We start from the raw sequence: 26,161 nt of genomic DNA, 5'->3' as shown, positions 1-26,161 counted from the left end.
GACTTTGCAAGCCGATTTCGAGTCCACCCGCCGGGGGTGTCACCGGCTTTCGATCCGCTGCGCCGCGCGCGAGGGCGTACAGATGGGCGGACGGCGGCGTGACGACCGTGACAACCGTGACAGGCTTGTCCCTATAGTCCGCCACACGCGCGCGCGCGTGGAAGCTGATAATGGGAAAGCCTGTCACGGTTGTCACTGTCGTCACTCCCATGGCGCGCGCTCGACCGGCGCGCCCTCCGCCGGCGCACCCTTGGCTGCTTCGTCCTTGGCTTCGTCAAGCCCCCGCTTCGGCTTGAGTTGGATGCCGCAGAACTCGCGCGCTGTGTTCTTCTGGCGGTAAGTAAAACCAGCTCGCCGCATGCTTTCCTTGAAGTCAGCTTGCGTACCAGGCTTGGCCCCGAGCGACCGCGCATAGTCCGACCATGACCGGTACAGCACGCTGCTCGCCTCAGAGATGGTGCCTCCCGGATGCGTGATGCATTCCTCGTCCAGCCAGCGCGGAAACACCTCCTGGTCGCTGAAGTACTCTTCCGTCGCTTCGGTCACGCATGCGGGGCGGACCAGCCCATTCTTCTGCCAGTCAAGGCAGCCTTCGATCATCCATTGCAGGATCGCAGGCGCCTCGGCCATCAGCTTCTCGCCGAGCTTCCGGTCAGGCGTGGCGGGCTTGCTGATGAACGGCACGATGTTGAACCGGCGACGGGCCGCCGCATCGACGTTGGTCAACGTCGGCTTGTGATTGCCGATGATGGTCAGCTTGAACTGCGGCATGTAGGTGAAGAAGTCCTGCCGCATGAACCGGGCGCTGATGGGGTCGCCGCCCGTCATCTGCTTGATCCGCGCTTCGGCCCACGCCTTGCCTGCTTCGGTTTCGGACGCCGTCACCAGCCGCGCGCCGCAGAGCATAGCAAGGTCGGTCGGGTGCTTGTCGTTATTGGATGCCGTGAAGGTCTCCATGGCCGAGGTGGCCGCATAGTCCTTCAGGATTGACGTGAAGATGATGAGATAGACACTTTTGCCGTTGCCGCCGTCGCCGTAGACGAACAGCAACGCATGCTCGTTCGTGATGCCGGTCAGGCAGTAGCCGCACCACTGCTGCAAGAACCGGATCAGACATTTGTCCTCGCCGGTTGCCTCATTGAGAAACTTCAGCCAAAGCGGACAGCCGGTGTTGTCCGGCGTCACAGCGGTGGTCTTGGTGATACCGTCGCCAGGCGAGCTGGGCCGCAACATGCCGGTACGCAGATCGACCGTGCCGCCCGGCGTGCCGAGCAGCCACGGATCGCGATCCCAATAGTCGCTAGTGACAGCGACCACCGGGTCGTGTTTCGCGAACCGTTCGACGCCCGCCGCGAAGTTCGTCTTGCTGGCAATATAGCGCGTCTTGTTGTCTTCGTCTTCTGCGAGCCGCCGGGCCAGTTCGCGCGCCCAATGGAAGGCGCGGCCAGTGCCGTCCTGCTTCCAGTACACGCCGTTCCAGTGAAACCACGCGGCTCGCATATGGCAGTAGCGGAGTCGATCGCCGTGCAGCTCCACAAATTGCTGCGCGGCGCTGTCCTCGGTGACGATGTCATTGGACAGTTTCGCGGACGGCTGCCGCACCTCCTCGCTGCCGGCCGCAGCGGCTGCTTCCGGCTCGCTTTGGTCCGCCAGTTCTTCTGCACCAATGGGCTTGGCCTGCCGCGCGAGATCCACCAGCTCCTCGACCGTGCCGCCAGCCGCGAGCCAATCCGACACATCGCCCTTCGACGGCAAGCCAGGGAGGTTGATAATACGAATCTCGCGAGCGATGGGCAGCAGGTTGGCAGCAACGGACCGCGCATGCTCGGCACCAACGTCGTCGTTGTCCGGCAGGATGTAGACGTTCTTGCCGGCGAAGTAGCAGTTGAGATCAGAAGTCCACTTGCCCGCGCCACATGAATTGGTCGTCGCGGTGAATCCGTGCATGGCGAGGTTGTTGCAGTCCTTTTCGCCCTCGACAATGAAGGTGTCGTCGTGCTCAGCCTTGAGCAATTCAGGCAGGCGAAACGGAATTTTCGGACCTTTGGGCGCGCCTTTGTCCCAGCCGCGACCGTTCCAATGCAGTTGGAAAAAGCCCTTGTCGCTGGTGCGACAAACCTTCAGATACGCCGTGCCATCAGCCTGCCGATAGATGTACTCTTGGACGACCTTGCTCGCCTTTTCCGCTTTGCGCTGAGCCGTCCACCGTGGCAGGCCCAACTTCTCGCGCACCCAATCTTTGCACTCGATGTCGTCATCGCCCGCGTGGCTGTACACGATGAAGCCGTCCGGCGCGGTCGGGGCGATCGTGATAGACAGTGACGTGTCCTTCGCGCTGTGTCCGGGGCCGGGCACACTGCACTTGTCGGGGCCAGTGACCTGACCGCCGAGCTTGGCGACAATCTGATGAACGCTGAACGGAAAACGCGTTTGAACGTTCACGACTACGCTCCTTCCGGCTTGAGGATGGGGGCGTGCGCGCTCACGGTTGCACGCCGCGCGTTTCGCCGAGGCTGCGGACGTGCTCCTTGCAGGCTTCGATCAGGATGTCAGCTTGAGCCTCGGTGAGACCATATTCGCCCCTGTGCTGCTGCTCCTCGTTCCACCAAGTCCGGAGATCATCCGCGCTTTTGGCGAGCGGAATGACCGGCAGCGCCATGGCGACATAGGCGGCTGCCTGAAGCTGTTGCTTCGATGTTTGTGTGTGCGAAGGCACGATGGTATTCATCACAGACATTCTAAAACCGTGAGAGGATGATGGGAAAGGCGGCTGGCGGGCCGCCTTTTCAGCGACTACGCGACGCTGGCTGCCGGCTACGCCACATTCTCGCGAGCACGACGCCACGCTGCGGCAGCCTCGCGCGAGATCAGCACGCGCCTGCCGACGTTGAACGTCGCGGGCATCAGGCCCTTCGGCTTCAATTTATAGAAGAGCTGCGGGCTGAACCGATTACGCGTGCAAAACTCGTCAACACTGTAGGCGTCGGCGTCATCCGGACCGTTCGGTCGCATCGGAGAGTGCATCAGTATGCTCCTTATAATTTTCGGTGAAGCCAGGTGACCTCACCGCATGAGGAGCAGTATTAATAACGCCGCGTTGGCGGTTGTCTGCAAGAGCAAGGAACGTGCTGATGGAAAAGACATGTTTAAGATCAGGAACTGTTGGAAAAGACATGTTTCAGATCAGGGACTGTTGGAAAAGACGCAGGCTGGAGCGATAAGCGCGGATGGTCACAGCACGATGGTCATGAACAGAAGCGTCTCAAGCGGCACGGCACCTCGTGCTGGATGTGACGCTCGTCTCGAGATCGAGTAACGCCGCCCGCGTCAGCGATTCACTTGGATCGCCAATGATGTACCGGCTGTAGTTCTTCTCGATCATCGCGACCGACGTGTCATGATGCGCGGCAACAACGCGGGTCGGCACGCCTTTCAGCAGGTGCCGGACGATCGAACAGTGCCGCAGCGCATAGGGCGTCACCTCCGGGCCAAGCCCGAGACTTTCGACGACCGGACGGAAGCTCGCCGCCAAGTTCCACATCTTGGCGAACAGCGAATGATGCGCGGCCCGGCCAGCAACCTGCTTACGCAGCGCCTTAGCCAACCGTGTCGAGATCGGCAGCGGCCGATATTCGATCGTGCGGTTCTTGCCCTTGCGACTGGTCGGCATCATCAAGCGCGCCGCGTTCAGATGATCCTGCAAATCGGCTGGCGTCAGCTTGAACACCTGACTTTCACGAGCGCCGGTCTCGGCCAGAACGTCGATCAGCAAGCCGAAGTCACGATCCTCATCATACGACCCGGTAACCAGCGCGGCGACGGTTTGATCGGGCAGGATCGCGTTGCGAGCGACCTCGCTGTCGGGCAGCTTCCTGAGCCCATTCTTCCATGCGGCGGCATTGGTGACGCGCTTGTCGTTCCTGGCAGCCAGCGCCAGCGCGGCCTTGAGCGAACGCCCGATGCGATCGGCGGATGAGGGCTTCAGGCCGGCCTTCACCAGGCCGGCGCGCCAGTCGCGCAGCTCCCGCTCGGTCAGCAGTGCGACCGCCTTGCTCTTCAAGGCGTCGGTCAGATGCAGGCGAAGCTGGGTGGCGTTGTATTTGCGCCCGCCGCGAGTTTCGAGATCGGCTTCATATGCATTGATGGTCTCGGCGACACTGATCGGCTGCTCGGTGTTGCCTTCGCCGGCACGCGCCAACATCTTGGCGCGCTCCAGCGCTTGCCAATATGACATGACGCTTTCGCCGTTGGCGTCTTCGTGGTCGTCGGCGAGACCGAACCGCTTGAGCCAGCCATGGCACTTCACCGACCACGTGCCGGGACCAGTGTTGCGACGATATGCGAGAAAGATGCCGGGCGCGATCAGCGCAGTGTATGGCTTCTTACGTGTCGCGAGCTTCAAGCGCGCAGTACGGTTTTCCAGAAATGAAGAGCGGGTGCGGCGGGCCATGGTGTCCCTCGAAATGTCCCCAAAATGGGGGTGGGTCGGGATGGCACCCATCGTACCTGAATAGGAATAAGATAAGCAAACACAATGAGTTATGTGAGCTGTATGGGTCTGTATAGGTCGCTGTGGACTTCGGTTTCTCCCCTTGTGGGAGAAGGTGGCGCGAAGCGCCGGATGAGGGGTATCCCTCGGCGAATTCAAACTGACAAATGTGCGCGCGGAGAGAGACCCCGCACCCGTCTCGCCGCTGCGCGGCGAGCCACCCTCTCCCACAAGGGGAGAGGGTCCGGCGGTGCGGCCCAGCGTCGACTCTCAGTCCCATGCCGGTGCGAAGCCGGGATTGACGCAGCGCCTGTCCTTCGGCAGCGCGGCGATCTTGTTGCGGTCGGCATCGTCGAGCGTGATCTTCAGCGCGTCGAGATTGGCCTGCTGGCTCTCTCGGCGCGAGGCTTTCGGGATCGCGGCCACACCGTCCTGGTCCAGCAGCCATTTCAGCGCGACCTGCGCCGCAGTTGCATTATGCTTGGCGCCGATCTCGGCCAGCACCTCATCTGACGCGATGCGTCCCTGCGCCAGCGGGCAATAGGCGACCAGCGGGATCGACTTGGCGTTGAGATAGGCCAGCACCTTCGATTGATCGAGCAGGGCGTGGTATTCGATCTGATTGCATGCGATCGGCGCCTTGATGTCCTCGACCGCGATCTTCAGCAGCGCCGTGGTGAAGTTGGCGACCCCGATCGCCCGCGTCCGCCCCTCCTGCTTCAGCGTCATCAAGGTCTCGAACACAGCACCCCAGTTCGCCGCCTTGGACGGCCAGTGCACGAGATAGAGGTCGACATGGTCAAGCCTGAGCTTGGTCAGGCTGGCGTCGAAAGAGCGGCGGATGGCGTCGGGGCTGAGGTTCTCGTGCCAGACTTTCGTCGTGACGTGCAGCTCGCCCCGCGGCAGCCGGGCCGCGGCGAGCGCCGCGCCGATCGGTTCTTCATTGCCGTACATCTCGGCGGTATCGATATGGCGATAGCCGATCGACAGTGCGCTCTCGACCGCCGCGCGGCAGGTATCGCCCTGCATGCGGAAGGTCCCGAGGCCGAGCTTGGGCATGCTGATGCCCTGTGTCTTGAGATTATCCATGAACAAGTTCCTGACATCGTTCGGCCCGCCGGAGGCCAGCAGCGATGCTGCGTGAGCAGACTGTTCGGGGATGGAAAAGAGGTGGCGGGAGCGGACAGCATAGTGCGGCAGACGCACGGCGGCCAATCAAGATCGGGTTAGCGACCTAGGAATGCTGCGCCACCACGGCTGGACGCGTCTGCGGCTGCGGCTCGATATCGACCGACCAGAGATCCCGGTTGTCGACGTCCTTCAGCGTCACGGTCATCACGCCGGTTCGGCCATCGATGTCGACCTTGCCGAAGAACTGCAGTCCGAAACAGGGCGCGAGGTTTTCGCCCTGCGCCTCACTGCACCCGTTCTGGTACATCGCGACCGGACCAAAGGTATTGTCGAGCTCGCCCGGGCCCCAGGTTCCGGCGTGCAAGGGCCCCGAGACGAACTCCCAGAACGGTTCGAACTCCTGGAATTGCGCCCTGTTCGGATCGTAATAATGCGCGGCGGTGTAGTGCATGTCGGCGGTGAGCCAGACGATGTTGCGGATTCCGGCGCGCTTGATGGACGCGAGAAGATCGGCGATCTCGTGCTCGCGCCGGTCGGGCGGCCCATCACCCAGCGCGACCGCATCGAGACTGACCAGGCCGATCGGCAGATCGGCCGCGATCACCTTCCAGGTCGCGCGCGAGGCCGCGACTTCACGCTTCAGCCAGGCGAGCTGCTCGGCACCCAGGATCCAGCCGCGATGATCGTCGCCCTTGTTCCAGCTCTCGTCGCGATAGCTGCGCATGTCGATCATGAAGACGTCGAGCAGCGGACCATAGGCGATCTTGCGATAGACCCGCCCCTTTCGCGCGCCGATGTCGCGGATCGGCATGAAGTCGAAGAACGCGCGACGGGCGCGCGCGACCAGGCGCGGGGTGCCGTCATCCTCGTGGCCGGCGGCGTCATAGCTGCCGGTCGGCGACCAATCGTTGGTGACCTCGTGGTCGTCCCATTGTGCAAACATCGGCACCTCGGCGTGGAAGGCGCGGAAGTGCTCGTCGAGATGGTTGTATTTGTAATTGCCGCGGAACTGCGCCAGCGTGTACGCGACCTCTGATTTCTCCTCGGTCACGACATTGCGCCAGATCTCGCCGTTCGGCAGCTTCTGCTCGGAGGGGATCGTGCAGTCGGCGTAGATGTGATCGCCCGAGTGGATGAAGAAGTCTGGGCGATTGTCGAGCATGGTGCGATAGCTGCGGTAGCCGCCGCGCGATGTGTCGATGCCCCAACCCTGCCCCGCGGTATCGCCGGACCACAGGAACGAGATCGACTGGCCGGCAGCCGGCGCAGTGCGGAAATGGCCGATGCGACTTTCACCGGCGATGCCGGTCGCGATATCGTCGAAGCGCACACGATAGAAGATGTCCTGCCCGGGCGGCAGATCGTCCAGCAGCAGTTTCGAGGTGAAGTCGTCATCGGGCGACGCATCGCCCGAAGCCGACGCGATCACGGTCTTGAAGCTTTCCACGGATGAATAATCCACCCGCATCCGCGCCTGCCTGTCGGCGCGCGCCCAGATCACGGCGGAGCCATCCGAGACGTCGCCGGACTGGATGCCGCCTGCGATCTGCGGACGATCCGCGGCGCGGCTGAGATGCGGCGTTGCGAGCGCGGCAACGGCGAGGCTCGAGGTGGAACGGACCAGGAATTGCCGCCGGGTCCAGGCGCGCGAGGCGCGGAGCGCTACCATTCAGGAAACCTTCGTCGACTAGCGACGGAAGGTGCCTGCGTCGTTTGACCCCGGCTTACGGTTTCTTGACCTCGGGCCTACGGTTTTACGACGTGCGGATGACGGCTCGAAACTGACCTAATGCTTCCAGTTGCAGATGCCGCCGCTGCGGCACGGCCAGGTCTGGATGCGGGTGTCCATCGCCTGCGCGTCGAGCGGATTGCCGTGGCGATGCGCGAGCTTGGTGCGTGCCGCGCCGCGTGGCTGCGCGGGCTTGACGTGCGCGACCTTCGGCTCCGACACGCGCACGCGTTCGGCGGCGACCTTCTTCGGCACGTCGACCGGCTCGGCGCGCGCCTGCGCCTCGTTGCCACCGCGCGCCTCCAGCGCGACAGGCGCGAACCGGGTTTCGGGCCCGAGCCGCTTGGGCGACAACACCGCCTTCGAAAGATCGAGGCCGAGATAGTCGTCGGGCTTGTAGTCGTCAGCGCGCGCGACGCCGCCCCATGCGAGCACGAGGGCAACGGCCATTGCAAAAGGAGCGCTCTTCAGAATCACGGACGCCTCCTGAAATTGATTGTTAAGAGGTAATTTACCTCTATTTAGGAGGCGTCGCGCGCAATTCCAGCGGTCAGCTGCCGCCGTGGTTAAGAAGTTTGGCGGTGTCAGGCGACCTTTCGCGGTGCACCCGTCTCTTCAAGAAACCCCATTAGACGGGTACGGATGATGGTTTCCGCCTCAGCCATGATCCTGTCGACGAGTTCCTTGCAGGTGGGGATGTCGTGGATGAGGCCTGCGACCATTCCGCAGCTCCAGGCGCCGGCGTCCATCTGCCCGTCCAGCATGATCCTGGGATAGACGCCCGCGACCTGGTCGTGGATGTCGTCGATCTTCAGCTTGTCGCCCTTCTCGCGTTCAATCTCGAGCAGGCGGTCGACATTGGCGTTCTTCAGCACGCGCTCGGTGTTGCGCAGGCTCCGCATGATGAGGCGGGTGTCGAGCTCGGTCGCGGCGACCAGTGCATTCTTGACGTTCTGATGCACCGGCGCTTCCTTGGTGGCGATGAAGCGCGTGCCCATGTTCATGCCCGCCGCACCCAGCGACAGCGCCGCGACGAGGCTGCGGCCGTCGGCCATGCCGCCGGATGCGACGAACGGAATCTTCAATTCCTCCGCCGCGCGCGGCAGCAGAATCATGTTGGGAATGTCGTCCTCGCCGGGATGGCCGCCGCACTCAAAGCCGTCGACGCTGACCGCGTCGCATCCGATGCGCTCGGCTTTCAAGGAGTGGCGCACCGAGGTGCATTTGTGGATGACCGTGATCCCGGCGGCCTTCAGCGCCGGCATGTAGGCTTCCGGGCTGCGGCCGGCGGTCTCCACGGACTTGATGCCGCCTTCGACGATGGCGGCGATGTATTCCGGATAAGGCGGCGCGGCGAAGGTCGGCAGGAAAGTGAGGTTCACGCCGAACGGCTTGTCGGTCATATCGCGGCAGCGTGCGATCTCTTTTGCCAGCAGCTCCGGCGTCTTCTGCGTGAGACCGGTGATGATGCCGAGTCCGCCGGCATTGGAGACGGCAGCCGCCAGCTCGGCAAAGCCGACGAAATGCATGCCGCCCTGGATGATGGGGTGCTCGATGCCGAACAGTTCGGTGATCGCGGTCTTCACTTAAATTACCTCCCGGGCTTTTGCTTGACGTTCGCGCCAGTCTAGCCGGACTTTTGCGCCGCGGTCATCCTTTCTCTCTCGCCATTTCTCTCAGAACGGCCGTAGGCTCAATGCCCCCGCGCGGGAGCGCCAAGCTTGATCGGGCGCAGCACCGCGGCGGTCGGGATCATCAGCACCGCGATGATCGCGAGCGTCCAGAACACGTCGATATAAGCGAGCAAATCGACCTGCTGCTGCAAGGTGCGCCCAACCCAGGCGACCGCCTGCGAGGCTGCATCACTCGCGTTCGAGCCCTGAGCCTGGAAGAAGCGGGTCATCGTCTCGATGGTCTGCTGATAGCCGAGGTCCGATGGCGCGGCGTGCTCGATCAGGCGGCTCTGGTGGAATTGCTGGCGCTGCGCCAGAATTGTCTGCGCCAGCGCGACGCCCATGGAGCCGCCGATATTGCGGGCGACGTTGATCAGCGCCGACGCCTGGTTGGTCTTGTCGGGCGGCACACCGTCATAGGACGCGGTCGTGACCGGCAGGAACAGGAAAGGAAGACCGAGCGCGAGGAAGATCCGCGACATCGCGGCATAGCCGTAGGTGATATCGCCGGTAAGGCCCGTGAGATGCCACATCGAGAAGGCGACGATGGCGGCACCGAACATGATGAGATATTTCGGCTGCACGCTGCTGACGAGGCGGCCGACCACTGGCATCAGCACCAGGGTCGCGACGCCGCCGGGCGACAAAGCGAGACCGGCCAGCATGGCGGTGTAGTTCAAATCGCTCTGGAGCAGTTGCGGCAAAAGCTGTGTCGTTGAGATCAGCACCGCGCCGGTCGCAAGCATGACCATGAAGCAGGCGGCGAACTGGCGACGGCCCAGCAGGCGGAGATCGACGATGGGATCCTCCCGCGTCAGCTCCCACGGGATCAGCGCAAGCAGTGACATGGCCGAAAGTACCGCGAAGAACAAGATCATGTTCGAGCCGAACCAGTCGTTGCGCTGGCCCTCGTCCAGCACGTATTCGAGCGAGCCGAGCCCGATCGCGACCAGCAGGAAGCCGACATAGTCGACGCGCAGGCCCTTGCTCAGCAGCTTCTCCCTCTCCTCCTCCGCGCCCGAGGGCTCCTTGACCAGCGTGCCGACCAGGAACAGCGACAGCAATCCCATGGGGACGTTGATCAGAAACACCCAGTGCCAGGTGTAGGTGTCGGTGATCCAGCCGCCGAGCGTCGGACCGACCACGGGCGCGACCACGACCGCGACGCCATAGATCGCGAACGCCTGGCCGCGCTTGTGCGGCGGGAAGGAGTCGGCGAGGATCGCCTGCTCGCTGGTCGCCATGCCGCCGCCACCAAGGCCCTGAAGGATTCGGAACAGCACCAGCGCCTGCAGATTCCAGGCGAAGCCGCACAAAAGCGAGGAGACCGTGAAGATCGCAACGCACATCATGTAGAAGCGCTTGCGGCCGATCACGGTCGACAGCCAGCCCGAGATCGACAGCACGATGGCGTTGGCGACGAGATAGCTGGTGATGACGTAGGTGCTCTCGTCGATGCCGACGGCAAGCCCACCGGCGATGTGGCGCAAGGCAACGTTGGCAATGGTGGTGTCGAGCACCTCCATGAAGGTCGCGATCGAGACGACGAACGCGATGAGATAGGGATTATGACCGCCCGCCGCCGAGCGCTCCGGCGACCAGCCGCCCGCGGATGCACTGCCCTGCGCCGTGTCGGTCATCGCACCCTGGTCCAGGGCACGACCGACATGCCGGGACCAACGGGCAGATCGGCCGGCCAGCTGTCGACCACGATCTTCACCGGCACGCGCTGCACCACCTTGACGTAATTTCCGGTGGCGTTCTCCGCCGGCAACAGGCTGAACGCGGTGCCGGAGCCCGGCTGCACGGAGTCGACATGGCCGGTGAGCTTGCGCGCGGGATAGGCATCGATGCGGATCTCGACCGGCTGACCCGGCCGCATGTCGTTGAGCTGCGTCTCCTTGTAGTTGGCGACGATCCAGACCTCGTCAGGCACGAACATCATCAGGCTCTGTCCGGCTGTCACGAAAGTGCCCTTGGCGCCGCTGAGCTTGACGACGCGGCCGGACTGCGCCGCAACCACGCTGGTATATTGCAGGTTCAGCTTGGCCTGATCGAGCTGCGCCTGCGACTGCTGGAGCTGCGCCCGGGCGCCCTCGAGCTGCGCCTGCAGCGTCTTGATGCCGACCTGCGCGGCCGTCACAGCGGTCTTCGCGCGTTCCGTGTTGGCCTGCTGCGCCTGAAGATCGGAGCGGGTCTGCTGCTGGCGCTGCACGGTGCCGGCGCCCTTCTCGACCAGATCCTGGGCGCGCGCGAATTCTTCCTGCGAGAACTGAAGCTGGGCCTGGGCCTGTTCGAGCTGCGCCTCCGCCTGCTTGATCTGCTCCTGCTGGGAGACGATCTGCGCCTCGACATTGGCGATGTTCGCCCTGGCGACCGCGACCTGCGCATTGGCCTGATCGATGGCGATGCGATAGTCGCGCTCGTCGATCTTGGCGAGAAGGTCCCCGGCTTTGACATGCTGGTTGTCCGTCACGGGTATGTCGGTCACGTAGCCGCCAACCTTGGAGGCCACGGAAAAGCTGCGCGCGGCGACGAAGGCATCGTCGGTGGATTCATAGTGGCGCACCTGGAGCCAATAGAGCACTCCGCCGATAAGGGCCGCGAGCAAGACGATGGTGCCAACGCTTGCCAGCAACCAATGCTCGCGAATCCGCTCTCGCAGCGACGGCGCCTTGGCCGGCTTCGAGTCCGTGGCGTCACGGGCCTGATCAGGAGATATCTTCGGAGCTTCCTTCGCCCTCTGCGGCTGCTCCGCGGACGGTCCACGCTCCCGTGTTTGAGCATCCACGGTGAACACCTTTCTCGGGGATCAAACTGGCGGCAGAGCCGCCAAGGCCGGCACACGCGCCGCGAGCCCAACTGCAACTCCTGATCATGGTTCCGCTTGTTGCGAGCACCATCGCGTTCGTGAACGCCTGCCCAAAAAGCGAGCGCGGCACAGTGCATGCCGCGCTCGCCTCGATATCTCATGGGAAGCGCACCCGGTCTCAGTGCGTCTTCGTCGCGTGCCATTTCTCGAGATCGGGTTTCACCTCGTCCGATCCCTGCTCCTTTTCCGGAGTGCCCTTCCAGGGCTTGTCCGTCTGCTTGTGCGAACCCCAGTCGCTCTGCTGCCGGGGATCGTCGTTAGGCCATTCCTTGCTCATCGAGCTTCCTTTCGTTGGAAACGCTTACGCGAAGGGGACACCGTAATAGGAGTTGATCCCGCGAACCGCGGCGTCATCACCCCAGTTCCAATCACTCCGTTCGCCGTATTTGGGCGCGCCTTCCAGTTCCTTGGTGGTGATGCCGGTGACGTAACCGCCGAGCTCCGTGTCGTATTTCAGCGACTGCCACGGCAGCGGATAGTGGTCGTTGCCGAGGCCCAGAAATCCGCCGAAGCCGAGCACGGCGTAGGACACCTTGCCGCTGATCTTGTCGATCATCACGCGTTCGATCGAGCCGATTTTGTTGCGATCGGCACCGTAGACCGATGTTCCCTCGACCTTGTCGCTGCCGATCAACCGACCCATCTCGTTTTGGTCCAGTTCACCCTGATTCAACATCTCAATTCTCCACTCAGCCAGTTGTGGAGACAACCCGAAGAGGTGCGCGATCGTTCCGGCATGTTCCGTCAGACTTGAGGAACATCGCCGGAAACGGGTGGTTCTCTCAACTTCAAATCCCGGAAACCAAATACCGGAAAACGAAGGGCCGCCCTTGATGTCCCAGACCGTCTCCGACTTCATCGTTCAACGTCTGCATCAATGGGGCGTGCGCCACCTCTTTGGCTATCCTGGCGATGGCATCAACGGCGTGTTCGGAGCCCTTCAGCGTGCTGAGGGCAAGATCGGCTTTGTTCAGACCCGGCATGAGGAGATGGCCGCTTTCATGGCGAGCGCCTATGCGAAGTTCTCTGGCCAACTCGGGGTCTGTATCGCAACTTCGGGCCCCGGCGCCTCGCATCTGATCACCGGGCTCTACGATGCCCTGCTGGATCACCAGCCCGTGCTCGCGATCGTCGGCCAGCAGGCACGCAATGCGCTGGGCGGGCAATATCAGCAGGAACTCGATCTCGTCTCGATGTTCAAGGATGTGGCTGGCGCCTACGTCATGCAGGCCTCCTCGCCGGCGCAGATCCGGCATCTGATCGATCGATCGATCCGGATCGCGCTGGCCCGGCGGACGCCAACGGTGATCATCCTGCCCAACGATATCCAGGAGGAGCCCTACGAGGACCCGCCGCGCGCTCACGGCACTCTGCACTCCGGCATTGGCTATAGCGCTCCAAGCATCAAGCCTCGTGACGCTGACCTCGACCGTGCCGCCGAGGTGCTCAATGCCGGCAAGAAGGTCGCGATGCTCATCGGCGCCGGCGCGCTCCACGCCACCGAGGAGGTGATCGCGGTCGCCGACCGCTTGTCCGCCGGCTGCGCCAAGGCGCTGCTCGGCAAGGCGGCGCTCCCCGACGATCTGCCGTGGGTCACCGGCTCGATCGGCCTGCTCGGCACCGAACCCAGCTACAACATGATGATGGAATGCGACACACTGCTGATGGTCGGCTCCGCCTTTCCCTATGCCGAATTCCTGCCGAAGGAAGGCGCGGCGCGCGGCGTGCAGATCGACATCGACGCCAGCATGATGTCGATCCGCTTTCCCATGGAGGTCGGCCTCGTCGGCGATGCCGCCGAGACGCTGCGCGCCCTGCTGCCGCGACTGAAACCCAAGAGCGATGGCGCCTGGCGCCAGGGTATCCAGGACGACGTCGCGAAATGGTGGAAGACGCTCGATGATCGGGCACATCAGCCCGCAGCACCGGTCAATCCGCAGCTCGTCGCCTGGGAGCTGTCTCCGCGCCTGCCCGACCGCGCCATCGTCACCAGCGATTCCGGCTCCTGCGCCAACTGGTTCGCGCGCGACCTGAAGATGCGCCGCGGCATGACGGCCTCGCTCTCAGGCGGGCTCGCCTCGATGGGTGCCGCGGTGCCCTATGCGCTCGCCGCGAAATACGCCCATTCCGACCGCCCGGTGATCGCACTCGTCGGCGACGGCGCGATGCAGATGAACAACATGGCCGAGCTGATCACCGCCGCCAAGTATTGGCGCGACTGGAAGGATCCGCGCTTCATCGTCTGCGTCTTCAACAACGAAGACCTCAACCAGGTGACCTGGGAGCAGCGCGTCATCAACGGCGATCCGAAATTCGAGGCATCGCAGCGCATACCAAACGTGTCCTATTCGCGCTTTGCCGAACTGATCGGCCTCTCCGGCATCTATGTCGACAGCCCGCGGCTGCTGGGCTCGGCCTGGGAGCAGGCGCTGGCGAGCGAGATGCCGGTGGTGCTGGAGGTGAAGACCGATCCCGAAGTGCCGCCGCTGCCGCCGCACATCACCTTGCAGCAGGCCAAGAACTTCTCGCTTGCGCTGCTGAAGGGCGATCCCAACGAGAGCGGAGTGATCAAGGGGGCGGCGCGGCAGGTGCTGGAAAAGATCCTACCTGGAAACGAATGAGGTGAAGCATGAGCGATTTCCGCGATATCCAGCACGGCGTCAACGATCCCGTGGATGGCCTCGACGTGAAGCGGCAGATCAACGACAACCGGACGCCGCATGAACGGGCACAACGCCATGCAGACGTGCGTGCCGAGGCCACTGCCACGCCGAGCGAGCCATTTCTGCCCGAACGGCTTCGGCGCAAGCCTACCGATCCAATCAACCCGCGGAGCGGGCGGAGACCGACGGATTAGCCGTTAGGAACTCCGGCCGCTGCAGTGTGTTGGTGGGCGCAACGTCGCGCGGCGAGAGGCTGCGCGCCCATTCGGAGGGATCGGACCATGAAACGAATGATTATCGCAGCTGCTTGCGTGCTGCTCGCAGGCCCCGCACTCGCCCAGTCGCTCGGCGAGAAAACCGGCGTCAACTCGGCGCTCGGCGTCGCGCCCGCCACCGCCGACTTCGTCAAGGAAGTCGCCATCAGCGATATGTTCGAGATCGAGTCGAGCAAGCTCGCCGAGCAGAAAGGCAACAGGCAGGAGAAGACCTTTGCGCAACAGATGCTGACCGACCACACCAAGACCAGCAGCGAACTTAAGGGCCTTGTCAGCGGCGGCAAGGTGCAGGCGACGCTGCCGACAGCACTCGACAGCTCGCATCAGAGCGAACTCGACAAGCTCAAGAGCGCGAATGGCAAGGACTTCAGTTCGGATTACAATTCGTACCAGGTCAGCGCCCATGAGGACGCGGTCTCGCTGTTCGAGCGTTACGCCAAGGGCGGCGACAATTCCGACCTGAAGGATTGGGCCGGCAAGACGCTGCCGGCGCTCAAGCACCATCTCGACATGGCCAAGGAGCTCGGCAAGGCGCCGAGCGTCGGTCAGACCAAGTAAACATCTTACGAGGACGCCGGCCCTACCGGCGTCCTCTCGTTTTGCAACGATGCCTGTCTCCGCGCAGTGAGATCGAAGATCGCGGAGATCGTCATGACACATCACGACAAGACTTCAGTATCCCGCCGGCACGTCGTCCAAGCGGCGAGCGCAACGCTCGCTGCTGCTTCGCTGGCCTCTTCGACAGCGGAGGCATGACGCCGCTCGGCCGTTCCGGCCAGCCCGCCGAACTGGCCTCGATTTATGTGCAGCGTGCCGCGGCCGACGCGAGCAATGCGACCGGCTAGGTGTATGGGTCCGCTGGTGGATCGGGACAGCCGTAGTCGGCGCGGCAGACTTATGCCACGAGGCAGAGCCCAGGAACCTTCTTTGTCTCCGGGCTTTACAAAACTGTCATGAAGGACATCACGCTTGCAGACCGATGGCATTAGTAGAGGTTAAACCTAGCCGGATCGACACCGCGATCGCGGATACGATCGCTGATCACACCAATTCAGGCATCGAACACACGGCGCAGACATTGACCTGGGCTGCCGACGAGCACGTGCTGCTCGCGCTGGCCGCGGCAGGGTGGCTCTACACTCATATTTGGCAGCCCCAACAGCGCCCCGTTGCAAATCACGTTGTGGCCGTGTCGCTGGCGACTGCCGTCCTCCCGCATGTCCTGAAATCCATATTCGATCAGACCAGGCCAGACCGGCTGACCATACGCGGACACCGACATGGAGTACCCATCTCAGGACAGGCGCGCGACGCCTTCCCGTCCGGTCACGCGGTCCATATGGGCGCACTTGCCTCGGCGGCGGGCCTGCTGCCGAAAACGCCGCGTCGGTTGGTGCGTGCGATTGCGGTCGCACTTTCGCTGACACGGATTGCGGTACTCGCGCATTGGGCAAGCGACGTCGTCGCAGGCTTTGCGCTGGGCGCGGCTGTAGAGAGACTCTTGCGGCCATGGACACTGACGCAATCGTTGCGCAAGCAGCTCACTTGGCGGAAACGGCCATGACCGAATATGTCGTGCGCTTCATCGCCGGTGGCATCATCGTCTCCGCTTTTGCGATCTTGGGCGATATGCTCAAACCCAAAAGCTTTGCGGGGTTGCTCGGCGCAGCACCGTCAGTTGCACTGGCGACGCTCGGCATCGCCGTCGTCCAGCACGGCCCGCAATACGCCGCGGCAGAAAGCTGGACGATGATCTATGGCGCGGTCGCGCTCGGCTGCTACAGCGTCGTCGTCTGCCATCTGCTGATCAGATACTGTGTGTCCGCGCTGCCGGCGACCGTCCTTGCTGGTATCGTGTGGCTTGCGGTCGCCTTCGGCCTGCTCGCCGGCTTTGGAGGTGCGGCCTGATGCCGGTCAAGCTGTCGCTCTCCGCGCTGAAGCAGACGCGCTGGTACGAATACGGCATTCGTTTCCTGCTCGGTGGCCTGGCGACCGTGCTCACGGGGGTTCTGGGAGCGCGCTTCGGTGTTTCCGTCGGCGGACTTTTCCTTGCGCTTCCCGCCATCTTCTGCGCGAGCGCAACGCTGGTCGAAAGCCATGAACGCCGCACCAAGGAGAAGGCCGGCCTCAGCGGCACGCGCCGCGGACAAGAGGCCGCCGGGCTCGACGCGGCTGGTGCCGCCTGGGGAAGCATCGGTCTCCTGGCATTCGCCGCCGTCTTTCATGTTACCGTGGCCGCAAGCGTTCCGGGCGCTTTCGCCGCCGCGTTGATAGCTTGGGCCGTGGTTTCGGTATTGGCCTGGGGGCTCAGGCGCAAGCTGCGCATCGTCTCCCGCAAACCGCCCCGGTCAGCCCATTCGCCATCAGCAAAGGATTCTCCCCTTACGAAGCGTTAGCCCGCTTTGGCATGCATTGACGGCTGCAATCTCGGCGGTTGAAGGCCCGGGCTGTTGGCCCAGCGCTCGACCTGCTCGATGACCTTCTGGTGGCTGGGGCGCACCGGCCTGGGTGCTTCGCTCTCTTCGACATGTGTGCGGGGCAATCTGACTTCGTTCGTCATGACGTCTCTCCCATTTGCCGGGAGTATACACCTGTCAAAGGATCCCTGCATCACATAAGTTGTTGATTTCGTTATATTTTTTGGCTAACTTGGCGTCATAGCCGCATCTTGTGGAACCGCGGCCGAATGAGTTCGTTGAGTAAACTACTCAACTTGCTCATTTTGGGTGATTGATCATGAACGACCTTCGCGCCGAGCGGCTCCAGGTCATGCTGTCACCGGAAGAACTGGCCGCGGTGGACGACTTCCGGTTCAAACATCGCATGCCGACGCGAGCCGCGGCCGTGCGCGAGCTCCTGAAGCTCGGACTGGCCACCGCCGCAGTCGATGCAGGGGCGAATGTCAAATCGAGCAGGTTCGGAGTTTTCGGGCGCGGCCCGGACGGCCATACGCAACCGCATCCCGAGCGCGGCTCCGAGGATTAGTCCAGCCTGATGCTCAAGCAAACGGCCCCGGCACGGGGTGCCAGGGCCGTCCTTGGAGATTACTTCCGGATCACCGGGGGCATGACAACCGGAAGCAATCCCTCGACTCTTCGCGTGCGAATTCGTTCCTGAAGGAATTAGCCGCTCGGCGCGTCGCCGGAATCATCGGGCGCCATGCCGGAACCGGGCGTCTTGCTGTTGTCGTTCAGCTTGGGATCGCGCGTGGCCTCACGAGAGGGCGAGCCCTTTGGCTCCGACTTGTGCACGGTCTGCGCACGCTGCTTGTCCCGCGGCTGCTGTTCACCACGCTGATCTCTGATGATGCCTTGGTCGGAATGGGCCATGATAGCTCTCGCCTCTTTGCTGTCTCGAAGCGCTTACGCGCCGGAGCGTCGAAGGTTCCGACCCGCGAGATCAGACTGCTAACTGTGCGCTGAGTGCACCGGGGTCGATGCATTTTCGTGATGCACCTGCCGCACTGTCGTCACGGTGGCGAACGCGACCGACACGCCAAAGGCGAGGATGAGCGAAAGAAGAGCCAGACGTGGAGCCATTGCAAAAACCTCCTGAAATAGGAAATCAACGCGATCGACTGTTACGAATGATCCTGCTTGTTGTCCGTGCGCAGTCTCACACGCAGATCCACGAACACGACAGAATTACGCATCCTGCTTTTGAGGCCTGCGCGTTGGAACGGGCGGCACCTCGCCGTCGAGCCAATCCTGCTCGTCGGCAAGTGCCGTCCACGCATTCGCCATGCGCAGAAAACGATTGTGTGCCGGCTGTGCTTCGGCCCTCTCGGCGAGCTGGAGGCAGTTGTCGGCGTTATCCCTGAAGATCTCGGACTGTTTCATCAACATGAATTGGGGACGGAACCGACGCGTCGCAACCGCCCTTACCGGATCGTAACATCTGCGGAACTTTCGACCGCCGTCCGCCATTGGACGTCCATGCGGATTCTTCTCGCGATGGTTTTGGCGTTCATCAGCACTGCACCGCTTGCCGACAGCACCGGAGAGCGACGGCCGACCGGCCGCACGCCGACCGCAACCGAGACCATCAGCGACCTCTACACTTTCAGCCGCTTTCAGCAGGGCTTGCTGGAGAGCACCGACCTGAAGGGCAATGCCGAGGTCAAGAACCTCGCCGCCCTGCGCGCCGAAGAAGCAGCCCGGCGCGACAAGGCCCTGAAACAGATTCAGGAGACGATCGGCACCGAACCGCGCGTCGCCAAGACGACCTCGGCGAGCGCGAGCCTGGTCGAGCCCGAAACTTCGGACGGACCGACTTTCGTCAGAAGCTTCTATGCCGCGCAGATTCCCGAGTATGAATCGGTGATCGACCTGCTCGAGCGCTATCTGAAGGCGCCCGACAATGCCGCGCTTGCAACATTCGCGCGCGAGCAGCTCCCACTGTTGCGCTCACAGGTCAAAGACGCCGAGCGCACCATGGCAGACAAGTAGCCGTTTATTTAGTGTTCGGATGACTTTGCTGGCTCGCCGGCCGCACGGTGCGGTCGCTCTCCGGCATCCGGTCCCGGCCGGCATCCCCATTGTCATCCTTGCCGCCCGAAGTCGAGGTGCCGCTACCGCTGGGATTGGACCGGGTCGACGCACCCGTAGTTGGTGTGTCCGCGCGTGGGGTGGCGGAGCTTGCGGCGGGGTCGCCGGTCACCGCACCACGGCCGCTGGGCGCGCCGCCTTGTGCGAACGCCGATCCAGCCAACAACATCACGGTGCCGATCACGGCAAATCCTGCTTTCATGTGCGCTCTCCCTGTATTCGAGGCTAACAGCAGGACCAGCGGTCCGTTCCGGAAGCGATGACCGAGGCCCGAAACGGGCCCCCAAGGTGTCTTCCCTCGGCAGAAATCAGGAACCCAATGGAACCATTCCGAGGTATCGCTATTATGTTAATCGGGCTGAGCAAAGCAGGTTCCACGTCCTGGCGCCTTAACGTTGGCGCTTGATTTCGAATTTGGCTGACGCTCTATTTTGATAATCCGCGTCTTGCCTGGGAATCGGCTGACGCCTGCGGGGGACAAATTATGAGCGACCTCGATCCCGGATCTGCATCACGTTCCGGTCGTCGCGTTCCAAAGCCAAAAACCAACGGCATGTCGGAGCCCGATTCCCGGGCAGAATTGCTGCTCGCCCTGCAGGCCATGCGCAACGGCGATTTCTCCGTGCGCATGAGCGGCGACTATCTCGGCATCGACGGCAAGCTCGCCGACACTTTCAATGACATCATCGCCGCCAATCAGCGCATGGCGCAGCAGCTCGAACTGGTCGGCCAGGTGGTGGGCCGCGAGGGCAAGACCCGCCAGCGCGTGAAGTTTGGGCTGGCCTCCGGCTCCTGGGCCGACATGGAAGGCTCGGTCAATACGCTGATCGACGATTTGCTGTGGCCGACGCGCGAGGTGACGCGCGCGGTCGCAGCCGTGGCGCAGGGCGACCTGCTCCAGACCGTCAAGCTCGACGTCGATGGACGCCCCCTGCGCGGCGAATTCCTGCAGTCGGCGACCATCGTCAACACCATGATCAAGCAGCTCGGCGTGTTCACCTCCGAGGTGACGCGCGTGGCGCGCGAGGTCGGCACCGAAGGCAAGCTCGGCGGCCAGGCCCAGGTGCCTGAGGTGACCGGCGTCTGGAAGGATCTGACCGAGAGCGTCAACTCGATGGCGAACAACCTGACCAACCAGGTTCGCAACATCGCCGAGGTGACGATCGCAGTTGCGAACGGCGACCTCTCGAAGAAGATCACGGTCGACGTCCGCGGCGAGATCCTTCAGCTCAAGGAAGCCATCAACACGATGGTGGACCAGCTCCGCTCCTTTGCGTCGGAAGTGACGCGCGTGGCGCGCGAGGTCGGCACCGACGGCAAGCTTGGCGGCCAAGCCATCGTGCCAGGCGTCGCCGGCACCTGGAAGGATCTCACCGACAGCGTCAACGCGATGTGCGGCAATCTCACCGCACAGGTGCGCAACATCGCCAACGTCACCACCGCCGTGGCCCGCGGCGACCTGTCGCGCAAGATCACGGTGGACGTGCGCGGCGAAATCCTGGAGCTGAAGGACACCATCAACACCATGGTGGACCAGCTCAACTCGTTCGCCTCGGAAGTGACGCGCGTCGCGCGCGAGGTCGGCACCGAAGGCAAGCTCGGCGGCCAGGCCCAGGTGCCGGGCGTCGCCGGCACCTGGAAGGACCTCACCGACAACGTCAACTTCATGGCGTCGAACCTCACCGCGCAGGTCCGCAACATCGCCGACGTTGCCACCGCCATCGCGAGCGGCGACCTCTCCAAGAAGATCACGGTGAACGTCTCGGGCGAAATCCTTCAGTTGAAGGAAACGCTCAACACGATGGTCGACCAGCTCAACGCCTTCGCCGGCGAAGTCACGCGCGTCGCGCGCGAGGTCGGCACCGAGGGCCGGCTCGGCGGCCAGGCCAACGTGCTCGGCGTCGCCGGCACCTGGAAGGACCTGACCGAGAGCGTCAACTCGATGGCCTCGAACCTCACCGCGCAGGTCCGTAACATCGCCGAGGTGACGACCGCGGTCGCGGGCGGCGATTTGTCGAAAAAGATCACCGTCGATGTCCGGGGCGAGATCCTCGAGCTGAAAGACACCATCAACACCATGGTGGACCAGCTCAACGCCTTTGCCGGCGAAGTCACGCGCGTTGCCCGCGAGGTCGGCACCGAAGGCAAGCTCGGCGGCCAGGCCCAGGTGCGCGGCGTCGCCGGCACCTGGAAGGATCTCACCGACAGCGTCAACTCGATGGCCTCGAACCTGACCGGGCAGGTCCGCAACATCGCCGAAGTCGCGACCGCGGTGGCCAAGGGCGATTTGTCGAAGAAGATTACCGTCAACGTGTCAGGCGAAATCCTTCAGCTGAAGGAAACGCTCAACACCATGGTGGACCAGCTCAACGCCTTCGCCGGCGAAGTCACGCGCGTCGCGCGCGAAGTCGGCACCGAAGGCAAGCTCGGCGGCCAGGCCGAAGTCCCCGGCGTCGCCGGCACCTGGAAGGACCTCACCGACAGCGTCAACTCGATGGCGGGCAACCTCACCGCCCAGGTCCGCAACATCGCCGAAGTTGCGACCGCGATCGCCGGCGGCGACTTGTCGCGCAAGATCACCGTGGACGTGCGCGGCGAGATCCTTCAGCTCAAGGACACGCTGAACACGATGGTCGACCAGCTCAACCGCTTCGCGGGCGAGGTGACGCGCGTGGCGCGCGAGGTCGGCACTGAAGGTCGGCTCGGCGGCCAGGCCAACGTGCCCGGCGTCGCCGGCACCTGGAAGGACCTCACCGACAGCGTCAACTCGATGGCGGGCAACCTCACCGCCCAGGTCCGCAATATCGCCGAAGTCACCACTGCCGTGGCGCGCGGCGACCTCTCGCGCAAGATCACCGTCGACGTCCGTGGCGAGATTTTGGAGCTGAAGAATACCATCAACACCATGGTGGACCAGCTCAACGGCTTTGCCGGTGAAGTGACGCGCGTCGCGCGCGAAGTCGGCACCGAAGGCAAGCTCGGCGGCCAGGCCGAGGTGCCCGGAGTTGCCGGCACGTGGAAGGATCTCACCGACAACGTCAACTTCATGGCCTCGAACCTCACGGCTCAGGTCCGCAACATCGCCGAGGTCGCGACCGCGATCGCCGGCGGCGACCTCTCAAAGAAGATCACGGTGGACGTGCGTGGCGAGATTCTGCTGCTCAAGGACACCTTGAACACCATGGTCGAGCAGCTCCGCTCCTTCGCCGCCGAAGTGACGCGCGTCGCGCGCGAGGTCGGCACCGAGGGCCGGCTCGGCGGCCAGGCCATCGTGCCCGGCGTCGGCGGCACCTGGAAGGACCTCACCGACAACGTCAACCTGCTGGCCGCGAACCTCACCACCCAGGTCCGCAACATCGCCGAAGTCACCACCGCCGTCGCGCGCGGCGACCTGTCGCGCAAGATCACCGTCGACGTGAAGGGCGAAATTCTCGAGCTCAAGAACACCATCAACACCATGGTGGACCAGCTCAATGCCTTCGCCGGCGAAGTCACGCGCGTTGCCCGCGAGGTCGGCACCGAAGGCGAACTCGGTGGCCAGGCCCAGGTGCCCGGCGTCGCCGGCACCTGGAAGGATCTCACCGACACGGTCAACTTCATGGCGGCGAACCTGACCGAGCAGGTCCGCGGCATCGTCAAGGTGGTGACCGCGGTCGCCAACGGCGATCTCAAGCAGAACCTCACCGTGAAATCGAAGGGCGAGGTCGCGGCGCTCGCCGACACCATCAACAACATGACCGAGACGCTCGCGACTTTCGCCGACCAGGTGACGTCGGTGGCGCGCGAGGTCGGCGTCGAGGGCAGGCTCGGTGGTCAGGCCGACGTGCCCGGCGCCGCGGGCACCTGGAAGGACCTCACCGGCAACGTCAATTTGCTGGCAGCCAACCTCACCTCGCAGGTGCGTGCGATTGCGGAAGTGGCGACCGCCGTGACCAAGGGCGACCTGACGCGGTCGATCCAGGTCGACGCCCGCGGCGAGGTCGCAGAGCTGAAAGACAACATCAACACGATGATCACGAACCTCCGTCTCACGACGGACGTGAACACCGAGCAGGATTGGCTGAAGACCAATCTGGCGAAATTCACCAACATGCTTCAGGGCCAGCGCGACCTCACCACCGTCGGTCGCCTGCTGCTGACCGAATTGTCGCCGCTGGTGAACGCGCATACCGGCGTGATCTACCAGGTCGAGAATGAAGAGAATCCGCGGCTCCTGCTGCTTGCCTCCTATGCCGGCGACGGCGTCTATCCGTATCCGCGCGTGCTGCCATTCGGCGACGGCCTGATCGGCCAATGCGCGCTCGACCGGCGCCCACGCGTGATCGCGGACATTCCGCCCGACGTGGTGCCGATCAATTCCGCGCTGCTTCGCGTCGCGCCGAAGAACCTCGTGGTGCTGCCGGTGCTGTTCGAAGGCCAGGTCAAGGCGGTCATCGAGCTCGCCTCGCTCACCTCCTTCACGACCTCGCAGATGACCTTCCTGGAGCAGCTCACGGACTCGATCGGCATCGTGCTCAACTCGATCGAGGCGACGATGCAGACCGAAGGCCTGCTCAAGCAGTCGCAGCAGCTCGCCGGCGAGCTCCAGACCCAGCAGCGCGAATTGCAGCAGACCAACGACCAGCTCGAACAGAAGGCGCAGCAGCTCGCCGAGCGCAACGTCGAAGTCGAGCGCAAGAACCAGGAGATCGAGCAGGCCCGCCGCGCACTGGAGGAAAAGGCAACCGAGCTCGCGCTGACCTCGAAGTACAAGTCCGAATTCCTCGCCAATATGAGCCACGAGCTGCGCACGCCGCTGAACTCGATCCTGATCCTGGGCCAGCAGCTCACCGACAATCCGGACGGCAATCTTACCGGCAAGCAGGTCGAATTCGCCCGCACCATCCATGGCGCCGGCACCGACCTGCTCAATCTCATCAGCGACATTCTCGATCTCTCCAAGATCGAGTCCGGTACGGTGACGGTCGACGCCGAGGAAATCCTGACCGCGAATCTGCTCGAGACGGTCGGGCGGCCGTTCCGTCACGAGGCGGAGAACCGCAATTTGTCGTTCAAGATCGACGTCGATCCGAATCTTGCGCGCAGCCTCGTCACCGATTCCAAGCGCCTGCAGCAGGTTTTGAAGAACCTGCTCTCCAACGCCTTCAAGTTCACCGCCGAAGGCGAGGTGCGCCTGAAGGTCGCCGCCGCGGTCGGCGGCTGGGGCACGGATCATCCCGTGCTGAACTCGGCGCCGGCCGTGATCGCATTCGAAGTGTCCGATACCGGCATCGGCATTCCGCTGGAGAAGCAGAAGCTGATCTTCGAGGCGTTCCAGCAAGCGGATGCCGGCACCAGCCGCAAATATGGCGGTACCGGCCTCGGCCTTGCGATCAGCCGTGAACTCGCAAGCCTGCTCGGCGGCGAGATCCACCTGCGCAGCTTGCCGGGCAAGGGCTCGTGCTTCACGCTTTACCTGCCGCTGAAATATTCCGGCCCGACGCTCGCGCCCCGCGCAACGCCCCAACAGAGCCAGCCGCCGGCGCTGCAGCCCGCGACAGCCGAACCGCAGCGCGTGATCGAGCAGCTTCCCGACGACCGGCTCAACCTCGAACCCGGCGATAGCATCCTCCTGATCGTCGAGGACGACCCGCACTACGCGCGCGTGTTGGTCGACCTCGCCCGCGACAAGGGATTCAAGGTGCTGGTCGCGGCCCGCGGCGCGGAGGCGCTGGAGCTTGCAAAGCAGTACCAGCCGAGGGCTGTCTCGCTCGACGTATTCCTGCCGGATATGCTCGGCTGGACCGTGTTGAGCCAGCTCAAGCACAATCCGCTGACCCGCCACATCCCCGTGCAGATCATCACGCTCGACGAGGACCGCCAGCATGCGCTGGCGCGCGGCGCCTTCTCCTTCGTCAACAAGCCGACGACGACCGAGGGTGTCTCGGCCGCGCTGACCCAGATCAAGGAATATGCGCGACCGCGGCGCAAGCGGCTGCTCATCGTCGAGGACAACGAGGCCGAGCAGCTGTCGATCCGCGAGCTCCTGCATCACGACGACATCGAGATCGTGACGACCGGCACCGGTGCCGACGCGCTCTCGATGCTGCGTGAGAACCCCTGTGATTGCGTCGTGCTCGACCTGCGCCTGCCCGACATGACCGGCTTCGAGGTGCTGGACCAGATCCGCAATGACGAGGCGCTCTCGAACGTTCCGGTGGTCGTCTTCACCGGCCGCGAGCTGTCGGCCGAGGAAGATGCGGAGCTCCACACCATGGCGCGGAGCATCGTGGTCAAGGGCGTGGAATCGCCGGAGCGCCTGCTCGACGAGACCGCGCTGTTCCTGCACCGCGTGATCACGGAGTTGCCGATCGAGAAGCAGCGCATGCTCGAGAAGCTGAACAGTTCCGACGAAGACCTGATCGGCAAGACCGCCCTGCTCGTCGACGACGACGCCCGCAATATCTTCGCGCTGTCGAGCGTGCTGGAGCGGCGCGGCATGAAGGTGCTGACGGCCACGACCGGCAACGAGGCGGTGGCCCTGGTCGAATCCAACCCGGAGATCGCCATCGTGCTGATGGACATCATGATGCCGCAGATGGATGGCTATCAGACCATCGGCGTCATTCGTGAAAACCCCACCTTCGCCCGTCTTCCGATCATCGCGTTGACGGCCAAGGCCATGAAGGGCGACCGCGAGAAATGCCTCGAGGCCGGCGCGTCCGACTATCTCGCCAAACCCGTCAACACCGATCAATTGCTGCTTGCAATCCGCATGTGGCTGCACCGCTGAGTTGGATGCC

Annotated in this window: 25 protein-coding genes and 1 pseudogene; 10 read left to right on the top strand and 16 right to left on the bottom strand. The window is 63.5% G+C overall.

The window, feature by feature from the left end; genetic code table 11:
• Nucleotides 1–201: 201 nt before the first annotated feature.
• The 12 genes from IVB50_RS28870 to IVB50_RS28815 all read right to left on the bottom strand — a co-directional run bounded on the left by IVB50_RS28870 (nucleotide 202) and on the right by IVB50_RS28815 (nucleotide 12,570).
• Nucleotides 202–2,442, bottom strand: a complete 2,241-nt coding sequence (locus tag IVB50_RS28870; RefSeq protein ID WP_247298626.1) for a phage/plasmid primase, P4 family — start codon at nucleotides 2,440–2,442, stop codon at nucleotides 202–204.
• Between the two features lie 40 nt (nucleotides 2,443–2,482).
• Nucleotides 2,483–2,728: a hypothetical protein gene (locus IVB50_RS28865; protein WP_247298624.1), complete on the bottom strand. Its 246-nt coding sequence runs from the start codon at nucleotides 2,726–2,728 to the stop codon at nucleotides 2,483–2,485.
• A gap of 86 nt (nucleotides 2,729–2,814) precedes the next feature.
• Nucleotides 2,815–3,024: a hypothetical protein gene (locus tag IVB50_RS28860; RefSeq protein ID WP_247298621.1), complete on the bottom strand. Its 210-nt coding sequence runs from the start codon at nucleotides 3,022–3,024 to the stop codon at nucleotides 2,815–2,817.
• A gap of 238 nt (nucleotides 3,025–3,262) precedes the next feature.
• Nucleotides 3,263–4,450: a site-specific integrase gene (locus IVB50_RS28855; protein WP_247298618.1), complete on the bottom strand. Its 1,188-nt coding sequence runs from the start codon at nucleotides 4,448–4,450 to the stop codon at nucleotides 3,263–3,265.
• Nucleotides 4,451–4,759: 309 nt separating this feature from the next.
• Nucleotides 4,760–5,578: an aldo/keto reductase gene (locus IVB50_RS28850; protein WP_247298616.1), complete on the bottom strand. Its 819-nt coding sequence runs from the start codon at nucleotides 5,576–5,578 to the stop codon at nucleotides 4,760–4,762.
• A 145-nt stretch (nucleotides 5,579–5,723) separates the two neighbouring features.
• Nucleotides 5,724–7,289, bottom strand: coding sequence for an alkaline phosphatase D family protein (locus IVB50_RS28845; RefSeq protein WP_247298613.1), 1,566 nt, complete (start codon nucleotides 7,287–7,289; stop codon nucleotides 5,724–5,726).
• A 117-nt stretch (nucleotides 7,290–7,406) separates the two neighbouring features.
• A complete protein-coding gene (locus IVB50_RS28840) occupies nucleotides 7,407–7,826 on the bottom strand; it encodes a hypothetical protein (protein WP_026233109.1) in 420 nt (139 codons plus the stop codon).
• 107 nt (nucleotides 7,827–7,933) lie between these two features.
• Nucleotides 7,934–8,935 carry a nitronate monooxygenase family protein gene (locus IVB50_RS28835; RefSeq protein WP_247298610.1) on the bottom strand — a complete coding sequence of 334 codons (1,002 nt, stop codon included), beginning with the start codon at nucleotides 8,933–8,935 and terminating at the stop codon, nucleotides 7,934–7,936.
• Between the two features lie 107 nt (nucleotides 8,936–9,042).
• The gene (locus tag IVB50_RS28830; RefSeq protein WP_247298607.1) at nucleotides 9,043–10,662 is read right to left on the bottom strand and encodes a DHA2 family efflux MFS transporter permease subunit; all 1,620 of its coding nucleotides are present in this window, start codon (nucleotides 10,660–10,662) and stop codon (nucleotides 9,043–9,045) included.
• Nucleotides 10,659–11,813 (bottom strand): HlyD family secretion protein, encoded by a 1,155-nt coding sequence (locus tag IVB50_RS28825; protein WP_026233108.1) that lies wholly within the window; start codon nucleotides 11,811–11,813, stop codon nucleotides 10,659–10,661. Before IVB50_RS28825 ends, IVB50_RS28830 begins: the two co-directional genes overlap by 4 nt.
• A gap of 199 nt (nucleotides 11,814–12,012) precedes the next feature.
• Entirely contained in the window at nucleotides 12,013–12,171 is a 159-nt protein-coding gene (locus tag IVB50_RS28820; protein ID WP_204513880.1) for a hypothetical protein, read from the bottom strand.
• A 24-nt stretch (nucleotides 12,172–12,195) separates the two neighbouring features.
• A complete protein-coding gene (locus tag IVB50_RS28815; RefSeq protein ID WP_007594753.1) occupies nucleotides 12,196–12,570 on the bottom strand; it encodes a PRC-barrel domain-containing protein in 375 nt (124 codons plus the stop codon).
• Nucleotides 12,571–12,727: 157 nt separating this feature from the next.
• On the opposite strand from IVB50_RS28815, the gene IVB50_RS28810 reads away from it, so the two are divergent.
• The 7 genes and pseudogenes from IVB50_RS28810 to IVB50_RS28780 all read left to right on the top strand — a co-directional run bounded on the left by IVB50_RS28810 (nucleotide 12,728) and on the right by IVB50_RS28780 (nucleotide 17,228).
• A complete protein-coding gene (locus IVB50_RS28810) occupies nucleotides 12,728–14,515 on the top strand; it encodes a thiamine pyrophosphate-requiring protein (RefSeq protein WP_018456213.1) in 1,788 nt (595 codons plus the stop codon).
• A gap of 8 nt (nucleotides 14,516–14,523) precedes the next feature.
• Nucleotides 14,524–14,751, top strand: a complete 228-nt coding sequence (locus tag IVB50_RS28805; RefSeq protein ID WP_018456212.1) for a hypothetical protein — start codon at nucleotides 14,524–14,526, stop codon at nucleotides 14,749–14,751.
• An 87-nt stretch (nucleotides 14,752–14,838) separates the two neighbouring features.
• Complete coding sequence (locus IVB50_RS28800) at nucleotides 14,839–15,390, top strand: DUF4142 domain-containing protein (protein ID WP_247298604.1); 552 nt, start codon at nucleotides 14,839–14,841, stop codon at nucleotides 15,388–15,390.
• A 188-nt stretch (nucleotides 15,391–15,578) separates the two neighbouring features.
• Nucleotides 15,579–15,677 (top strand): annotated as a pseudogene (locus IVB50_RS28795) (NAD(P)-dependent oxidoreductase); the annotation flags it as partial.
• 134 nt (nucleotides 15,678–15,811) lie between these two features.
• Nucleotides 15,812–16,396, top strand: coding sequence for a phosphatase PAP2 family protein (locus tag IVB50_RS28790; RefSeq protein WP_247298602.1), 585 nt, complete (start codon nucleotides 15,812–15,814; stop codon nucleotides 16,394–16,396).
• Entirely contained in the window at nucleotides 16,393–16,740 is a 348-nt protein-coding gene (locus IVB50_RS28785) for a DUF3147 family protein (RefSeq protein WP_018456208.1), read from the top strand. Before IVB50_RS28790 ends, IVB50_RS28785 begins: the two co-directional genes overlap by 4 nt.
• Nucleotides 16,740–17,228 (top strand): DUF3147 family protein, encoded by a 489-nt coding sequence (locus IVB50_RS28780; protein ID WP_247298599.1) that lies wholly within the window; start codon nucleotides 16,740–16,742, stop codon nucleotides 17,226–17,228. Before IVB50_RS28785 ends, IVB50_RS28780 begins: the two co-directional genes overlap by 1 nt.
• On the opposite strand, the gene IVB50_RS28775 is transcribed toward IVB50_RS28780, so the two are convergent.
• Nucleotides 17,225–17,392 (bottom strand): hypothetical protein, encoded by a 168-nt coding sequence (locus IVB50_RS28775; protein WP_162847273.1) that lies wholly within the window; start codon nucleotides 17,390–17,392, stop codon nucleotides 17,225–17,227. The two genes, IVB50_RS28780 and IVB50_RS28775, sit on opposite strands and share 4 nt — an antisense overlap.
• 176 nt (nucleotides 17,393–17,568) lie before the next feature.
• Between IVB50_RS28775 and IVB50_RS28770 the strand changes: the two genes are divergently transcribed.
• Nucleotides 17,569–17,817 carry a hypothetical protein gene (locus IVB50_RS28770; protein WP_018456205.1) on the top strand — a complete coding sequence of 83 codons (249 nt, stop codon included), beginning with the start codon at nucleotides 17,569–17,571 and terminating at the stop codon, nucleotides 17,815–17,817.
• Nucleotides 17,818–17,954: 137 nt separating this feature from the next.
• Here IVB50_RS28770 and IVB50_RS28765 read toward each other — a convergent pair whose 3' ends face one another.
• Together IVB50_RS28765 and IVB50_RS28760 are read right to left on the bottom strand one after the other, a co-directional pair.
• Complete coding sequence (locus tag IVB50_RS28765; RefSeq protein ID WP_007594775.1) at nucleotides 17,955–18,161, bottom strand: hypothetical protein; 207 nt, start codon at nucleotides 18,159–18,161, stop codon at nucleotides 17,955–17,957.
• A gap of 315 nt (nucleotides 18,162–18,476) precedes the next feature.
• The gene (locus tag IVB50_RS28760) at nucleotides 18,477–18,671 is read right to left on the bottom strand and encodes a hypothetical protein (RefSeq protein ID WP_026233106.1); all 195 of its coding nucleotides are present in this window, start codon (nucleotides 18,669–18,671) and stop codon (nucleotides 18,477–18,479) included.
• 96 nt (nucleotides 18,672–18,767) lie between these two features.
• On the opposite strand from IVB50_RS28760, the gene IVB50_RS28755 reads away from it, so the two are divergent.
• A complete protein-coding gene (locus tag IVB50_RS28755; protein ID WP_085352567.1) occupies nucleotides 18,768–19,280 on the top strand; it encodes a DUF4142 domain-containing protein in 513 nt (170 codons plus the stop codon).
• Nucleotides 19,281–19,284: 4 nt separating this feature from the next.
• Here IVB50_RS28755 and IVB50_RS28750 read toward each other — a convergent pair whose 3' ends face one another.
• Entirely contained in the window at nucleotides 19,285–19,581 is a 297-nt protein-coding gene (locus tag IVB50_RS28750; RefSeq protein WP_247298596.1) for a hypothetical protein, read from the bottom strand.
• A 282-nt stretch (nucleotides 19,582–19,863) separates the two neighbouring features.
• Between IVB50_RS28750 and IVB50_RS28745 the strand changes: the two genes are divergently transcribed.
• On the top strand, nucleotides 19,864–26,151 hold the full coding sequence (locus IVB50_RS28745; protein WP_247298593.1) for a HAMP domain-containing protein: 6,288 nt from the start codon (nucleotides 19,864–19,866) through the stop codon (nucleotides 26,149–26,151).
• Nucleotides 26,152–26,161: the final 10 nt, after the last annotated feature.

Origin of the sequence: Bradyrhizobium sp. 87 (genome assembly GCF_023073015.1) — a bacterium.
GTDB classification, from domain to species: Bacteria; Pseudomonadota; Alphaproteobacteria; order Rhizobiales; family Xanthobacteraceae; genus Bradyrhizobium; species Bradyrhizobium canariense_D.
This window is presented reverse-complemented; position numbering and strand designations above follow the sequence as displayed.

Coding starts and splice junctions, on each gene's coding strand:
- IVB50_RS28800 (WP_247298604.1), top strand. CDS start 14,839: ATGAAACGAATGATTATCGCAGCTGCTTGCGTGCTGCTCGCAGGCCCC.
- IVB50_RS28780 (WP_247298599.1), top strand. CDS start 16,740: ATGCCGGTCAAGCTGTCGCTCTCCGCGCTGAAGCAGACGCGCTGGTAC.
- IVB50_RS28755 (WP_085352567.1), top strand. CDS start 18,768: ATGCGGATTCTTCTCGCGATGGTTTTGGCGTTCATCAGCACTGCACCG.
- IVB50_RS28860 (WP_247298621.1), bottom strand. CDS start 3,024: ATGCACTCTCCGATGCGACCGAACGGTCCGGATGACGCCGACGCCTAC.
- IVB50_RS28815 (WP_007594753.1), bottom strand. CDS start 12,570: ATGTTGAATCAGGGTGAACTGGACCAAAACGAGATGGGTCGGTTGATC.
- IVB50_RS28750 (WP_247298596.1), bottom strand. CDS start 19,581: ATGAAAGCAGGATTTGCCGTGATCGGCACCGTGATGTTGTTGGCTGGA.
- IVB50_RS28790 (WP_247298602.1), top strand. CDS start 15,812: ATGGCATTAGTAGAGGTTAAACCTAGCCGGATCGACACCGCGATCGCG.
- IVB50_RS28760 (WP_026233106.1), bottom strand. CDS start 18,671: ATGAAACAGTCCGAGATCTTCAGGGATAACGCCGACAACTGCCTCCAG.
- IVB50_RS28785 (WP_018456208.1), top strand. CDS start 16,393: ATGACCGAATATGTCGTGCGCTTCATCGCCGGTGGCATCATCGTCTCC.
- IVB50_RS28830 (WP_247298607.1), bottom strand. CDS start 10,662: ATGACCGACACGGCGCAGGGCAGTGCATCCGCGGGCGGCTGGTCGCCG.
- IVB50_RS28850 (WP_247298616.1), bottom strand. CDS start 5,578: ATGGATAATCTCAAGACACAGGGCATCAGCATGCCCAAGCTCGGCCTC.
- IVB50_RS28745 (WP_247298593.1), top strand. CDS start 19,864: ATGAGCGACCTCGATCCCGGATCTGCATCACGTTCCGGTCGTCGCGTT.
- IVB50_RS28865 (WP_247298624.1), bottom strand. CDS start 2,728: ATGAATACCATCGTGCCTTCGCACACACAAACATCGAAGCAACAGCTT.
- IVB50_RS28810 (WP_018456213.1), top strand. CDS start 12,728: ATGTCCCAGACCGTCTCCGACTTCATCGTTCAACGTCTGCATCAATGG.
- IVB50_RS28845 (WP_247298613.1), bottom strand. CDS start 7,289: ATGGTAGCGCTCCGCGCCTCGCGCGCCTGGACCCGGCGGCAATTCCTG.
- IVB50_RS28805 (WP_018456212.1), top strand. CDS start 14,524: ATGAGCGATTTCCGCGATATCCAGCACGGCGTCAACGATCCCGTGGAT.
- IVB50_RS28770 (WP_018456205.1), top strand. CDS start 17,569: ATGAACGACCTTCGCGCCGAGCGGCTCCAGGTCATGCTGTCACCGGAA.
- IVB50_RS28765 (WP_007594775.1), bottom strand. CDS start 18,161: ATGGCCCATTCCGACCAAGGCATCATCAGAGATCAGCGTGGTGAACAG.
- IVB50_RS28820 (WP_204513880.1), bottom strand. CDS start 12,171: ATGAGCAAGGAATGGCCTAACGACGATCCCCGGCAGCAGAGCGACTGG.
- IVB50_RS28775 (WP_162847273.1), bottom strand. CDS start 17,392: ATGACGAACGAAGTCAGATTGCCCCGCACACATGTCGAAGAGAGCGAA.
- IVB50_RS28855 (WP_247298618.1), bottom strand. CDS start 4,450: ATGGCCCGCCGCACCCGCTCTTCATTTCTGGAAAACCGTACTGCGCGC.